Genomic DNA, 14506 nt, shown 5'->3' with positions numbered 1-14506 from the left:
ACAGATATATAAATTGATATAAAAAGTTAATAATGCCGAGCTGTAAAAATACGGCTGCAACTGCAAGGACGTGAGGTTTTGGCAGATTTGGAAACTACTCTGAATTTTCAAAATTTAATAGATTATATTTCAGCCTATATCGGATTTAACAACCCTATCGATGTAATTAGGGCTTTTGTTGATATTGGAATTGTGGCATATGTGTTCTACAAGATTGTGATGCTGGCGAAGGAAACGAGAGCCTGGCAGCTGGTCAAGGGGGTTATCTTCATATTGATAGCTGCGGAGATCAGCAAGCTTCTTGAGCTTAGGACCATTTCATATATTTTGAACAATACAATATCAATACTGGCAATTGCCATCCTGGTAGTGTTCCAGCCTGAACTGAGAAGGGGACTGGAGCAGATTGGGCGAAGCAGATTCAGCAATCTGTTCAATTTTGAGGAAGAAAGCAGCCTGGTACAGATTACTGCTGCGATAGAGGAGATAGTAAAAGCCGCCACCGAAATGTCTAAAACTTTCACCGGTGCGCTGATCGTCATAGAAAGGGATACTAAATTAGGTGAGGTAATAAAGACTGGAACCCAGCTGGATTCTTATATTACAGCTGAACTGCTTTTGAATATTTTCACCCCCAATACCCCTTTGCATGACGGGGCTGTGGTTATCAGGAACAACAAGCTACAGGCTGCAGGATGTTTCCTTCCGCTTACGGACAATCCCAATTTGAGCAAGGAGCTGGGCACAAGGCACAGAGCTGCCCTTGGAATTACGGAAGTATCGGATTCCATAGCTGTTGTTGTTTCGGAGGAAACAGGTAAAATCTCCTTTGCACTGAATGGAGGTTTGACCAGAAACCTTACGCCGGATATGTTAAGAAAAGCCTTAAACAAGAATCTTCTTGAAAAGAAAGCTGCAAGCAGGAAACTGACTTTGTGGAAGGTGAAGAAAAATGAATGAGTGGTTAAAAAATGATACGATCATGAAGATTGTATCGGTATTATTCGCTATAGGTCTTTGGCTTGCGGTAAATCCGGTTAATACGATGGATTATACTATAAATCTGAACGTGATAAATGAAGATGATTTGCATGAAAAAAACATAGAGCTGAAAAACAGGAATTTTCCCAAAACTATTCAGGTCAGGGTAAGGGGAAAGAAAGATAAACTCACCCAGGTAAGCGAAAGCGATTTTCAAGCTGTACTGGATTTTTCCCAAATTGATTCGGTGGACGATAACACCATAAAAATCCCCACACCCGAATATACGGGCAAGGTTCAGGGCGTTAAAGTTCTACAGTATTGGCCAACCAGCGTTAGAGTAAGCCTGGAAAAGATAATTTCCCGGTCTTTCAAAGTCGAGATTGGAGAGACTAAGGGAGAGCTAAAGCCCGGATACAAGGTCGCAGGCATAAAAATAAATCAAGATAGAATAGTAATAAGGGATTTGGAGTCAGTTGTCAATCAGGTGGAAAGCGTAAAGGTTGACATAAATCTAGACAACCTGAACGAAAGCATTTCCGATATAAAAAAATGCAAGGTATATGACAAGAATGGAAAGGAAATACCTCAACACAGCAATAAATATGAAGTAGAAGTATTGGTGGAAATTGCCAAGGAAGTGCCGGTGGTTGCCGAAAAAACCGGAAGCATTCCTGACGGCTATGTCGGTGGAATATCAAAGTACAGTCCCACAAAAGTGCTGATAACCGGACCTGGCGACGTACTTGATAAAATAACGAGCTTAAAGACTGAGCCTTTCAATTTAAGCGGAATTACTGAAAATACCGATATTACAGCGCCTCTTGTCCTGCCGGAAGGAGTCAAGCTGGTAGATCCCGACCAAAAGATTACGGCAAGTGTGACTGTAGAAGCATTGAAGGAAAAGACCATAAGGCTGGGCAAAAACATGATTACAATTAAGAATATGGATGCCTCATCGGAATATGCCATACAGACAGAAGAAGTTGCTGTGGTTGTAAAAGGCTTGCAGAAAGATTTGGAAAAAGTCAATGCCTTGACTCTGAAACCATATGTGAATGTCATAGGGTTGGAGGAAGGAACCCACAGCATGCCGCTCATGTTCGACTATAGCGGCAATGTGGACATATTAGGCAGATATGAGGTTGAACTCCTGGTAAAGAAAAAGGTAGAGGAAGAAGATCTGCAGCTACAGGAACAGCAATAGACCAGACGGTGTCCCTACTTCAAAGTTTGCAAGAGAAAGCATAAGACGAAGCAACTTATGCTTTTCAGATATTGAAGTGATTGGCATGAAAATATGAATTTCATTTTATTAGTTGTTATTTTCATGTGCAAGTAGTAGTACTTTAATTTAGCGATATAATATAATTTGTGAGGGGGATTGAGCATCCTCCTTTCATATTTTATAGCAAGCGGAGGAAAAGGATGAAGTATATTATAAACAACATCAGGGTGTCATTGGACGACGATATTGAGGATATAAAAAGAATTGCGGCTAAAAAGCTTAAAATAAGCGTAAAGGATATAAAAAATTTTAAGATAGCTAAGGAATCTGTGGATGCCAGGAGAAAACCCGACATAAGCCTGGTTTATTCCTTGCTGGTAGAAATCGAAGGAAAGGCGGTTATGCACGGGGATGGGGACGTTCGGATAGTTGAGGATGCAAAAGATGAACCGCTTGTCCCGGGAGAGCTGCCTTTAAATAATAGACCGGTGGTGGTGGGCTTGGGACCTGCAGGGATGTTTGCTGCCCTTACCCTCGCCCAAAACGGATACCGGCCGCTGGTGATAGAACGCGGCGAAAGGGTTGACAGGCGCACAGAGATTGTCCATCGCTATTGGGAAACCGGGGAGCTTGATGTGGAGACCAATGTGCAGTTTGGTGAGGGAGGAGCAGGGACCTTTTCCGATGGCAAGCTGACCACCAGAATAAACGACCGCAGGTGTGAGAAGGTTCTGGAAGAATTCCACAAATCCGGCGCCCACGACGAAATCCTATATAAATCCAAGCCCCATATAGGAACCGATGTGCTGAAAAATGTGGTGGCAGACCTTAGAAACCGCATAATTGACGCCGGGGGAGAGGTGAGGTTTAATACCAAATTAACTTCCTTGAAAATAAGAGATGGTAAGCTTGTAGGCATCGTTGTGAATGATGGCGAAGAAATACCGGCGGATGTGGTCATTCTGGCTATCGGCCATAGCGCAAGGGATACCTATGAGGCTTTGTTGAACTGCGGTGTGGAATTCAAACCCAAACCCTTCTCAATAGGTGTCAGAATAGAACACCCCCAGGAGATAATAAACCACGCCCAGTTTGGAAAAGCTGCAGGCCATGCTAAATTAGGTCCGGCTGACTACCAATTGTTTTACAGAACAGGGGACAGGACCGTATATACCTTTTGCATGTGCCCGGGAGGTGTGGTCGTCGCATCCGCTTCGGAAATGGAATCCATAGTCACCAACGGTATGAGCGAGTTTGCCCGGGATAAGGAAAATGCCAACAGTGCTCTTGTTGTATCTGTAGAGCCGCAGGATTTTGGAAGCAGTCATCCTCTTGCCGGAGTGGCTTTTCAAAGAAACTGGGAGAGGCTTGCCTATAAGGTAGGTGGAAGCAATAATTCGGCTCCTGTCCAGAGGTTGGAGGATTTCATTCTGGGACAAGCCACCACAAGGTTGGGCTCAGTAAGGCCCAGTTATACGGGCAAAACCAAGATGTCGGATATAAATCTGTGCCTTCCTTCCTTTGTCACAAATCCCATGAAGGAGTCGATAAGCTATTTCGACAGGAAATTGAAGGGTTTTGGAATGAAGGACGCATTGCTGACCGGTGTGGAAACCAGGACATCATCCCCGGTAAGGATCACAAGGGGGGATACCCTGGAAGCTATCGGTATAAAAGGACTCTATCCTTCAGGGGAAGGTGCAGGCTATGCCGGGGGTATAGTGAGTGCATCGGTGGATGGCATAAGAGTGGCGGAACAGATCATAAAAACCTACAGGCAGCCTTGAGCCTGTTTAATAGAAAAATAAAATGAAACAAAGTAAAAGTAAGACATAAGCAAGATAAAAATCTAATGTAAAAAAGATAAAAATAAGAATAAAGCGTGAATAATAGATGATAAAAATTTGGAGTATAAATTTAGTTAAAAAACGATTGACAAAAGAAACATGTGTTGTTATCATATAACTATACAGTTACTTATATAATTTATTGATTCGGGTATAATACGAGGTAAACTTATGAAAATCTTGGTTGCCAACGCAAAAGGACATATCCGCGATACTTTTTTCCCACCTGATATTGCAACGAAGCTGGAACAGATAGGTGAGGTCGTTTGGAATGAAATGGAGAGAAATTTTACTCCGGAAGAGCTAAGAGAAAGATTGGAAGGAATCGACGTATGTATAACCGGATGGGGTAATGCCAAATTGGATGAGTACGTCCTGGAAAAAGCTCAAAGCTTAAAGCTTGTTGCTCATACAGGCGGAACCGTAGCCCCGCTGGTTTCCGAAGCTCTATATGATAAAGGCGTGCGGGTCATAAGCGGTAATGAAATCTATGCCCGTTCTGTGGCTGAAGGTGTTATCGCATACATGTTGGTTGCCCTTCGTGATATCCCCAAGTACTCTGAAATGCTGCGGAGCAAGGGGTGGCATGACGGCAGCTGGTGGAACGAGGGGCTTTTGGACCAGACAGTAGGTCTGGTGGGATTTGGAGCCATCGCACAATATCTCGTGCCCATGCTCAAGGCTTTTGATGTAAAAATCAAGGTATATTCCAGTCATCTAAGCGAACAAGATGCCCTGCGATGGGGAGTTGAAAGAGCCACCCTGGACGAAATATTTTCTGAATGCAAAATTATTTCCATTCACAGCGCAGCAACGCCTAAAACCTACCACATGATAGACCGGAGATTGCTGCAAATGATTCCCGAAGGTTCTTTGTTCGTAAATACAGCCAGAGGAAGTGTAGTAGATGAGGAAGCCTTGGCGCAGGAATTGCACACCGGCCGTTTCAAGGCAGTGTTGGATGTATATGAGGAAGAGCCGTTGCCCATGGGCAGCAAGTTAAGGAGTGCTCCTAACACTCTGCTTATGCCTCATATGGCAGGGCCGACAATTGACCGGAGAAAATTTGTTACCGAAGGACTATTGAAAGATATCGAAAATTTTTACTCAGGAAATCCTCTTAAGCTGGAAATCACCAGAAACCAAGCAGCCCATATGACAAAGTAAATACTGACAGATGAATGACATTGCATTTTTTTGCTCCAGATATAACTAAATGGTTACTTATGGCTTTCATTTAAAAGCCTTTAAATAAGCTTATAATGCTAAAAATTCATGGAGGTGTCATTATGAAAATGAGAAAGAGGTTCAAACCGCTGGCTGTCACGCTGGCATGTTCGTTAGCCGTATCCCTGGCAATTACAGCCTGTGGGAGCGACAAAAAAGGCTCATCAGACTCAACAACAACACCATCGGATTCGACATCCTCACAAAACTCTTCAACCGACTCTACCACCACAGGAGCCAAAAATGATTATGGCGATACAGGGGGATTGACCCTGCCGCTGGTGGATAAGGAAGTAACTATCACATGGATGGTGCCGTCGGCGGTTGAGGATTTGAACTCCCTGGCGATACCCCAGGAAATATCCAAGCGTACAGGAATCAAACTGAACCTTCAGCCGGTTCCACTTCAGAGCTATGCAGAGAAATTAAACGTTACGATGGGCAGTGGCGATCTTCCCGACATCATCAACGGTCTTTCACTGGCAGATACGAACAAATATGCCCTTGACGGAGCATTCGCTGCCATCAATGATTATCTTGATGAACTGCCCAACTTTAAAACTCTCTATGTTGATAATCCCGAAAACAGCTGGATCTTGTATTCTTGGTCCGACGACAACGGTAAACTGTACAAGTGGCCGATTTATCAATTGGCAAGGGATGTTAACCATGGTCTTTTATATCGCGCCGATGTATTCAAAAAGTTGGGTATAGAACCATGGACAGATAATGAAAGTTTCTATAATGCATTGAAGAAGATAAAAGAAGCATATCCCGATTCATATCCATTCGCTTCCAAAAACGGCGCCAGCATATTCTCAAAACTGGCAAAATCATGGGACATCAGTGACAACCGGTATCCATTCTACTATGACGAAAGTGATGGCACCTGGAAATTTGCAGGAACGGATGCCAAGTTCAAAGATATGTTGGATTTCATGAAGAAATTGTATAATGAAGGTCTGCTGGATCCGGAATTCTTAACCGACACTCAGGATTCATGGTCTGCAAAGATGACTACCGACAAGGCCTTCGTTACATGGGACTGGATTGGAAGACTGGAGCTGTTCACAGCGCAGGTAAAGGATAGCAATCCCGAGTATGACTTAAGGTTTGGAAAACCGATAGGAACAGGCAAGCAGTTTACTCTGCCCAAGATTGAAAACTGGGGTCCTTCAGTTGCAAAGGGAAAAAACGAGCTGGTAGCATTAAAGCTTCTGGATTACATGAGCAGCCCTTCCGGCAGCGAGCTGTTCACTATTGGTATTGAAGGAGAGACCTTTGAGTGGGATTCCAACGGTAAACCGGTATATCCTTCATTAAAGGATGAGCCGTTGGTTGACATAGCCCTGCTGGAAAAGACGTTCGGTATGTGGGTAGAAGGCATGTATGTACGGCCTGACCATAGAAGCGTTTATTACAACTACTCCGAAAGGGAGCAGGAGGCTCAGGATATTGCTAACAAAGAAACCGGATACCTTCCCAATGACCCTGAATTGAAACTCACAGACAGCGAAATGACCGCATATGCCGATGCTTTTACAGCCATCAGCAAAGCAGTGGAAGAGTTCGCCGCCAAGTATGTAACGGACAAAGGTTACGGCGAAGCTCAGTGGAATGAATGGAAGGCAAAGGAATCAAGCTTGAAAGTGGCCGACGTATTGAAGATTTTAAACGATGCCCAGGCGAGATATGACGCTGAAGTGAAATAACCATACCATCAAGGCTCAGAGCAGGCCTTGAGGCCTGCTCTGAAAGCCAACATCAACTTTTACAAAGGATAAAACAGCCTTTAACAAAGTAAATAGGTAAAGAACATAAAATATCGCCAATGGCAAAGGATCGCATAAAACCGGCAGGAGCATGGTTTTTATATCACAGTAATTATTGCAAGCCTGTACACATGCCGTGGTTAAGCGAAGATTTTAAATATGGGCAGAATGATTTATGGAAAAGAGGTAATGGCTATGAAAACTAATGCGAATACCCAAAAAATCAGCTTGTTGAAAAAATTGAAAAGAGACCGGCAACTAATCGTACTGTTGATGCCAGGGCTGATATTTTATATAATATTTCGTTACGGCCCCATGTATGGTCTGGTCATTGCCTTTAAAAAGTATAGCCCTTTTAAAGGGGTAGCAGCAAGCCCGTGGGTAGGATTGGACAATTTCATAAGATTTTTTTCCAACAGCGATTTTAGGATACTTTTAAGAAACACTTTGCTGCTGGGAGCATATAACCTTCTATGGTCATTTCCCATAACTATACTGTTTGCACTGCTGCTCAATGAAGTGCGCCATAGAACTTACAAAAAACTTGTTCAGACGGTGAGTTACCTTCCTACATTTTTATCCCTGGTCATCATATGCAGCATGACCATCGATATATTATCCCCAGGCGGTGGCTTGATTAATAAGATTTTAAACCTTTTAGGCATGGATTCCATTTACTTCATGCAGGACCCGAGATGGTTCCGTACCGTATATATTGCATCGGGCATCTGGGCAGGCATGGGCTCAGGAGCAATTATATATCTGGCTGCATTATCCGGTGTTGACATATCGTTGTATGAGGCCGCACGAATTGACGGCTGCAGCCGCATCAAAATGATATGGCATATTACATTGCCTTCGATAATGCCCACAATTGTGACCATGTTCATTTTAAACACCGCTAACATTTTCCGTGTAGGAGCGGACAAAATACTGCTGCTGTACAATCCTCTCACGTATGAGGTGGCGGATGTGTTTTCCACTTACCTGTACAGAATGGCTTTTACCAATCATGATTATGGGTATGCTTCGGCAGTGGGTATGTTTGAATCGGTGGTGTGTGGCATCGTGCTTTTTGTAACCAACCGCATCAGCCGAAAGGTGACCAATGAGAGCCTATGGTAAGGGGGAATAGATAATAATGGAAGAAAAGTTTGGTCTTTTTGACATAATCATATATATTCTTATGGGATTAGTGCTAATCGCCGTATTATATCCTATCCTGCATGTAGTTGCGGTTTCCTTCAGCAGTGCCTCCTATATAGTGCAGGGGAAGGTTGGCGTTTTGCCAAAAGGCTTCAGCCTGGATGCGTATAAGCATATATTTAAAAGCAGTCAGGTGCCGAGGGCATATGGCAATACTATTTTGTATACTACCGTAGGCACGATGATAAACATACTGATGACCGCCATAATGGCATATCCGCTTTCCAAAAGCCAGCTGATAGGAAGGACTATTATAATGAAACTTATAATATTCACCATGTTCTTTTCCGGGGGAACTATTCCAACCTACCTCGTAGTAAAGAGCCTAAAGCTGATAAATACCATGTGGTCGCTGGTGCTGCCCAATGCCATCTGGACAATGGAGCTTTTGATTTTGATTAGCTTTTACCGCACGCTGCCCATCAGCTTGTATGAGTCGGCGGTGCTGGACGGTGCATCGGAATACCGTGTATTGTTTCAGATATTCTTGCCACTGTCCAAAGCATCTCTTGCATCTATCGGTTTGTTTTACTTCATGGGGCACTGGAACAGCTATTTCCTACCCTTGATTTACTTGAACGACTCAAAGAAATATCCGCTGCAGTTGATCCTGAAAGATATGCTTCTGGATGACTCGTCAAACATTTCGTCAACGGTAGCCAATAGCAAAATAACATCGGAGGCGGTTAAAAATGCGACTATTTTCATAACCATGATACCTGTTTTACTGGTATATCCTTTTGCTCAGAAATACTTTGTCAAAGGTGTCATGATCGGTTCTATAAAAGGATAGTTGCGTTATAGATTTTTATATAGGTTGACAAGATTAACAAAAAATAGTATCATGTAACCAAAAAGTTACATGATGAGGGGATTGTTAATATGGAGTTTAAAAGAGAAAAAAATTCGGAAAAGTCAAAACAGGATATTCTTAACGCTGCGGAGGAGCAATTTGCAGCAAAAGGTTTTTACGGTGCAAGAATTGATGAAATCGCAAAGCAGGCGAACATAAACAAACGCATGATTTACGAGTATTTCGTAAACAAGGAGACCCTATACAAAAAAGTGCTGTTCAATGTATACAAGAGATTGGAGATTGCGGAATATGAGATATTGGAGCAAAAAGTTACAGGCGTGGATTTGATCCGCAACATAATATCCATGTATTTTGACTTTCTGCAAAACAACCCTAACTTTGTCAGCATCCTGATGTGGGAAAACTTGAATAAAGCTGCTTATCTCAATGAAATGCCGTCTTCCGAGGTGGAACGCCCTACCATCAAATTCATCAAGGAGGAAATACGCAAAGGAAAGCAGGCGGGAATTTTCAAGCCAACCATTGATGAAGAACAGGCGGTCATTTCTCTGATTGTGGTTTGCTTTGCCAATTTTTCAAACAGATACACCCTTTCAAAGCTGTTTGCACAGAACCTGGCCGATGAGAACCTGCTCAAGATCAGAAAACAGCACACCATTGACATCATGACAGCTTATATGTGCAATTGAACAGACACAGCAAGAAATACCATTTTATCAACAGTAATATAAAAGGAGAATCGGAATGTGGACAGAGGAAAAACTGGAGAATCTATTGACAACGCCATCTCAAGGCTTAATCGAAGATATAAAAAAAATAAAAGGTGACATATTTATTTTAGGTGCAGGCGGTAAAATGGGGCCTACTCTTGCAATACTGGCCAAGAATGCCTGCAATGCGGCAGGAATTGATAAACGGATTTTCGCAGTATCCCGTTTTTCCAATAAAGATGTGGTTTCGCGCCTTGAAGCATGCGGCGTAGATATCATAGCTTCCGATCTAATGGAAGAGGGAGCCTTGGAATCGATACCGGATGCGGAAAATATCATTTTCATGGCCGGCAAAAAGTTCGGCACAAATGGAAACGAATGCGAAACATGGTCCATGAATGCATCATTGCCCACTCTTGTTTGCCGTAGGTTCAAAAAATCAAATATCGTAGTGTTTTCAACAGGAAACATATACCCACAGGTTCCCATTACGTCCGGCGGCTGTACCGAAGATGTAAAGCCGGCGCCGATAGGGGAATACTGCATGAGCTCTCTGGCAAGGGAACGCATTTTTGAGTTTGCTGCCAGGAAATATGAGAGCAAAGTTCTGTTCTACAGGCTGAATTATGCAATAGATTTAAGATACGGAGTCCTTTATGACATAGCATCCAAAATTCTGGCGGATAAGCCGGTAAATCTTGAAACACCCAACTTTAACTGCGTATGGCAAGGCTATGCCAATGAGATTGCCATCCGTTCCCTTCTGCGAGTGGATTCTCCAGCCCAGATATTGAATGTAACAGGGCCGGAAACGATTTCAGTGCGTTATGCGGCGGAGCAGTTGGGGAAATACCTGGGCAAGACGCCTGTATTTGAAGGTGAGGAAGGCAGCAAGGCCTACATCAGCAATGCCGCCAAATGTTTCGAATGGTTCGGCTATCCATCGGTTACCTTAAACCAGATGATCCGTTGGCAGGCCGAATGGATTCTGGACGGAGGTAGAACCCTTAACCTTCCCACTCATTTTGAAGAAAGAAAGGGAAATTACTGATGAGGAAAGAAGCATTAGACAAGCTTTATCAAGGTACGGTGATTCCTGCGGTTCCATTGGTTTTGGACAGCAACAGGAACCTTAATGAAGCAGGGCAGAGAAGGCTTGTGCGTTATTATCTCCGTGCCGGTGCAGGTGGCCTTGCAGTAGCTGTGCATACCACCCAATTTGAGATCCGTGAGCCCGAGACTCGATATTTTGAAAAGGTTCTAAACATTGCTGCCCAAGAAGCCAGGAGGTTTGAAAAGGAAACGGGAAAAGTCATAATTTTGGTCGCAGGAGCATGCGGTCCGGTATCTCAGGCAATTGAAGAAGCCACCATAGCAAAAGAATTGGGTTATGATGCCGTACTGCTAAGCCCGGGAGGTCTTTCGCATCTATCCGAGCAGGAGATGGTGGAACGCACCAGGGCAGTAGCCGCTAAGATGCCGGTTATAGGTTTTTATTTGCAGCCTTCGGTGGGAGGTCGGGTATTTTCCTACCAGTACTGGCAGTCAATTTGCGAAATTGATAATGTGGTGGCCATTAAAACCGCACCTTTCAACCGTTATCTGACTTTGGACGTGGTAAGAGCGGTGGCTTTGAGCAGCAGGGCGGATAAAATTGCTTTATATACCGGCAATGATGATAATATAGTCATCGACCTGTTAACGAAATTTGTTTTTGAGAAGGACGGAAAGGTTTATACCAAACGCTTCGCTGGAGGGCTTCTTGGACATTGGGCGGTATGGACCGGCACTGTGGTCAGGATGTTTGATGCAATAAAAAAAGCAGCAGAACAGGATTATATCCCTGCAGAATTATTAACCCTGGCTGCCAGGGTGACCGATGCCAACAGTGCGTTTTTTGATACGGCCAATGGGTTTAAAGGATGCATTACAGGAATTCATGAAGTGCTGCGCAGGCAGGGCTTGATGGAAGGAATATGGACTTTAAATGAAGACGAAGGCTTATCCCCGGGGCAGGCGGAAGAGATTGACCGGGTATATGAGATGTATCCTGAGTTGAACGATGATGAATTTGTAAAGGAATTTCTTGAGGCAGAAAAGGGCAATGGCGATTACTGATGTAATCCATTGCCCTTCTTTTTTATGGGCTTTAGCCTGTTGAGCATGAAGCGAATTTCTCTGCAGAGAAATGAGCCATGCGAAACAAAAAACCACCCGCTATGCGGGTGCGGAAACGATTGTTATACAAAAAATCACCTTTCCGTTATAATAGAGTTGTTCAGGCTACTATCATAACGAGAGGAAAGGTGATTTCATGGCTAACAAAAGCAACGATATGTCACACACAAAATGGATGTGCAAATATCACATCGTCTTTACACCTAAGTATAGACGAAAAATAATTTATAATCAATACAGGGAAAGTATAAGAGATATCATAAAACAGCTATGCAGCTATAAGGGAGTAGAAATAATAGAGGGACATCTCATGCCAGATCATATACATATGCTAGTAAGTATACCTCCCAAAATAAGTGTATCAAGTTTTATGGGATATTTGAAAGGGAAAAGTGCACTCATGATATTTGACAAGCACGCAAATCTTAAATATAAATTCGGAAATCGTCACTTTTGGGCAGAAGGATATTATGTTAGTACAGTAGGATTAAATGAAGCAACAATTAGAAAATATATACAAGAGCAAGAGAAACACGACATTATGTTAGATAAATTAAGTGTAAAAGAATATGAGGACCCCTTCAAGGGGTAGCTGGTAGTACAAACGTCCCTTAAGGGGCGGCGACGAGTTAAGGGCATAGTGGCTTGAACAAAGTGAAAGCCAGCGTCTTTAGGCGCTGGCCGGTAACATCCCCTTATAGGGGTAGAGCAAACCACCCGTTGGACGGGTGGTTATGATTAGTTTCATATAGTTAAATTAACCTGTTGTGCTAACTAATTTAAGATAGCGTTGTGGAATGTTTAAGAGGTATATACAGCTTAATCTAAAGTTTCAAGATTGCGTATAGTCCAACGCTGGCTAAAATGGTAAGTCGCATTTCCTTGATTTCTATTTTTCAAGATGCGACATCAAGTTAGCACAGGGGAGAACAAGGCAATTCACCTGACACAGGGAATTGCTTAATCTTTTATCAAGCTTGTAATTCGCTAATTGAAAATTAGCAAGTTATATCGATAACTACCTTAATTTTATTTTGAATTTACTCTTTGCTATCGATTCCAGCTCTTTAACTCGGAACTCAGCTATCGAAAATACTTGCATGATGAGTTGATTTATCTCTATCATCTTCCATTTTCTAAAATATCATTCCACAAAGCCTTGTACTGCTCTACGCTCTTTCTGGGGAAGTTATCCCGGATGGACACAGCATGACGAGCACCATCCCTTAAAAGGTCTATGGCAGTGAGAGCCATCAGCTTTGCCGGGACAATATAAGCCAGTTCTCTGTCTTTGATGCAAAAATCCCTGCTGTGGGCGGCACCACAGAAGCCGCTGACAGTAGGCTGGATGACGGGCATAATATAGCTGAGATCACCGACATCGGTGGAGCCGGGGAAAGGCAAGCCGGATTGTACTGCTTCGTTTCCCAAAAGCTCTGCGGCATTTTGAGCAAAAAGGCTGCTCATCGCTTCATTTTGGTGCAGGGGGAGATATCCGGCCATATCATCTATTTCCACTGTCGTTCCGATGGCATAGGAAGCCCCACGGATCGCCCGGTTGACTTTTTCATTGGCATCCTGCATCGCTTCGATGGTATTGGCGCGCACATAGCTTTCCATGCGCACATCGGCCGGAACCGTATTGACCAGGTCACCGCCCTTGGTGATTATGGGATGTACCCGCACGCTGTCCTTGTCCCGAAAAGTTTCCCTCTGGGCATTTATGCACATTATGGCAATGGAAGCTGCGTTGAGAGCATTGATGCCTTCGTGGGGAGCTCCTCCGGCATGGGCTTCCTTGCCTATGAAACGAACAGCTTTGCCTATGAAGCCCATAGCGCTGCCGTTTACCACCACCCTTGGAGCAGGAGCGTTGGTTTCACTGTGCACCATCATGGCAAGATCGATATCATCAAAAGCTCCGGAAGCAATTAGCTGCTGTTTTCCACCGAGGTAGGAGATCTTGCCCTGGTCCATGAGCTGCTTACGGTATTCTATCTGGACATATTCCTCTGCTGGAGTGGCGAAGCAGCAGATATCACCATCCAGCTGTTCCATAGCTCCCGACTCCGTGAGCCCTATGGCACAGCCTATCATGGAAGCCAGCTGGGCGTTATGACCACAAGCATGGGCTGCTCCGCTGGCAGGGTCGGCAAAGGGGTGAGACGGGCAGATGACTGCGTCCAGCTCTCCCATCACAGCAAGGCATATTTCATGGCTTCTTCCTGATATAAGTCCTCTGACTCCTGTGATGGCATGCCGGGAGATGTTCTTTAATCCCAACTCTGTAAACAATAGGGATATAAAATCCGATGTTTTGTGTTCCTGGTAACCTAATTCAGGATGTTTATAAATTTCTTCGCCAATTTGTATTATCTTTTCACGATTAGCATCAATTGCAGCACAGACGGTTTTTTTCAGTTCATCCAATGCCATACCTTCTTTCTTTGTGTGTATATAAATGGTTACTTATATTATACTAGAGGGAATCAGACATATCCATAAAAAAAAGATAAAATTGTGTGGCAGCTTTAATCTAT

General features: G+C 43.6%; 12 protein-coding genes. 11 read left to right on the top strand and 1 reads right to left on the bottom strand.

The window, feature by feature from the left end; all coding sequences use genetic code 11:
- Positions 1-78: 78 nt before the first annotated feature.
- The 11 genes from cdaA to tnpA all read left to right on the top strand — a co-directional run bounded on the left by cdaA (position 79) and on the right by tnpA (position 12558).
- Entirely contained in the window at positions 79-960 is an 882-nt protein-coding gene (cdaA, locus tag CDO33_RS10305) for a diadenylate cyclase CdaA (RefSeq protein ID WP_242973337.1), read from the top strand.
- Positions 953-2188: a CdaR family protein gene (locus CDO33_RS10300; protein WP_103082626.1), complete on the top strand. Its 1236-nt coding sequence runs from the start codon at positions 953-955 to the stop codon at positions 2186-2188. The genes cdaA and CDO33_RS10300 overlap by 8 nt, the downstream gene beginning before the upstream one ends.
- A 221-nt stretch (positions 2189-2409) precedes the next feature.
- Positions 2410-3996 carry an NAD(P)/FAD-dependent oxidoreductase gene (locus CDO33_RS10295; protein ID WP_103082627.1) on the top strand — a complete coding sequence of 529 codons (1587 nt, stop codon included), beginning with the start codon at positions 2410-2412 and terminating at the stop codon, positions 3994-3996.
- Positions 3997-4227: 231 nt separating this feature from the next.
- Complete coding sequence (locus CDO33_RS10290) at positions 4228-5223, top strand: hydroxyacid dehydrogenase (protein ID WP_103082628.1); 996 nt, start codon at positions 4228-4230, stop codon at positions 5221-5223.
- Between the two features lie 122 nt (positions 5224-5345).
- Complete coding sequence (locus CDO33_RS10285; protein WP_202849530.1) at positions 5346-6995, top strand: extracellular solute-binding protein; 1650 nt, start codon at positions 5346-5348, stop codon at positions 6993-6995.
- A 255-nt stretch (positions 6996-7250) separates the two neighbouring features.
- Positions 7251-8180, top strand: coding sequence for an ABC transporter permease (locus tag CDO33_RS10280; RefSeq protein ID WP_202849531.1), 930 nt, complete (start codon positions 7251-7253; stop codon positions 8178-8180).
- A gap of 16 nt (positions 8181-8196) precedes the next feature.
- A complete protein-coding gene (locus tag CDO33_RS10275) occupies positions 8197-9054 on the top strand; it encodes a carbohydrate ABC transporter permease (RefSeq protein WP_103082629.1) in 858 nt (285 codons plus the stop codon).
- 89 nt (positions 9055-9143) lie between these two features.
- Positions 9144-9767, top strand: a complete 624-nt coding sequence (locus tag CDO33_RS10270; protein ID WP_103082630.1) for a TetR/AcrR family transcriptional regulator — start codon at positions 9144-9146, stop codon at positions 9765-9767.
- A gap of 55 nt (positions 9768-9822) precedes the next feature.
- On the top strand, positions 9823-10839 hold the full coding sequence (locus tag CDO33_RS10265) for an NAD-dependent epimerase/dehydratase family protein (RefSeq protein ID WP_103082631.1): 1017 nt from the start codon (positions 9823-9825) through the stop codon (positions 10837-10839).
- Positions 10839-11906, top strand: coding sequence for a dihydrodipicolinate synthase family protein (locus CDO33_RS10260; protein ID WP_103082632.1), 1068 nt, complete (start codon positions 10839-10841; stop codon positions 11904-11906). The genes CDO33_RS10265 and CDO33_RS10260 overlap by 1 nt, the downstream gene beginning before the upstream one ends.
- 196 nt (positions 11907-12102) lie before the next feature.
- On the top strand, positions 12103-12558 hold the full coding sequence (gene tnpA, locus CDO33_RS10255; protein WP_103083351.1) for an IS200/IS605 family transposase: 456 nt from the start codon (positions 12103-12105) through the stop codon (positions 12556-12558).
- Positions 12559-13088: 530 nt separating this feature from the next.
- On the opposite strand, the gene CDO33_RS10245 is transcribed toward tnpA, so the two are convergent.
- Positions 13089-14396: an amidohydrolase gene (locus CDO33_RS10245; protein ID WP_338053258.1), complete on the bottom strand. Its 1308-nt coding sequence runs from the start codon at positions 14394-14396 to the stop codon at positions 13089-13091.
- Between the last annotated feature and the right edge of the window lie 110 nt (positions 14397-14506).

The sequence above is a fragment of the Clostridium thermosuccinogenes genome (assembly GCF_002896855.1).
Classification (GTDB): domain Bacteria; phylum Bacillota; class Clostridia; order Acetivibrionales; family DSM-5807; genus Pseudoclostridium; species Pseudoclostridium thermosuccinogenes.
The sequence above is the reverse complement of the archived record's forward strand: the minus strand, read 5'-3'. Positions and strand labels throughout refer to the sequence as shown.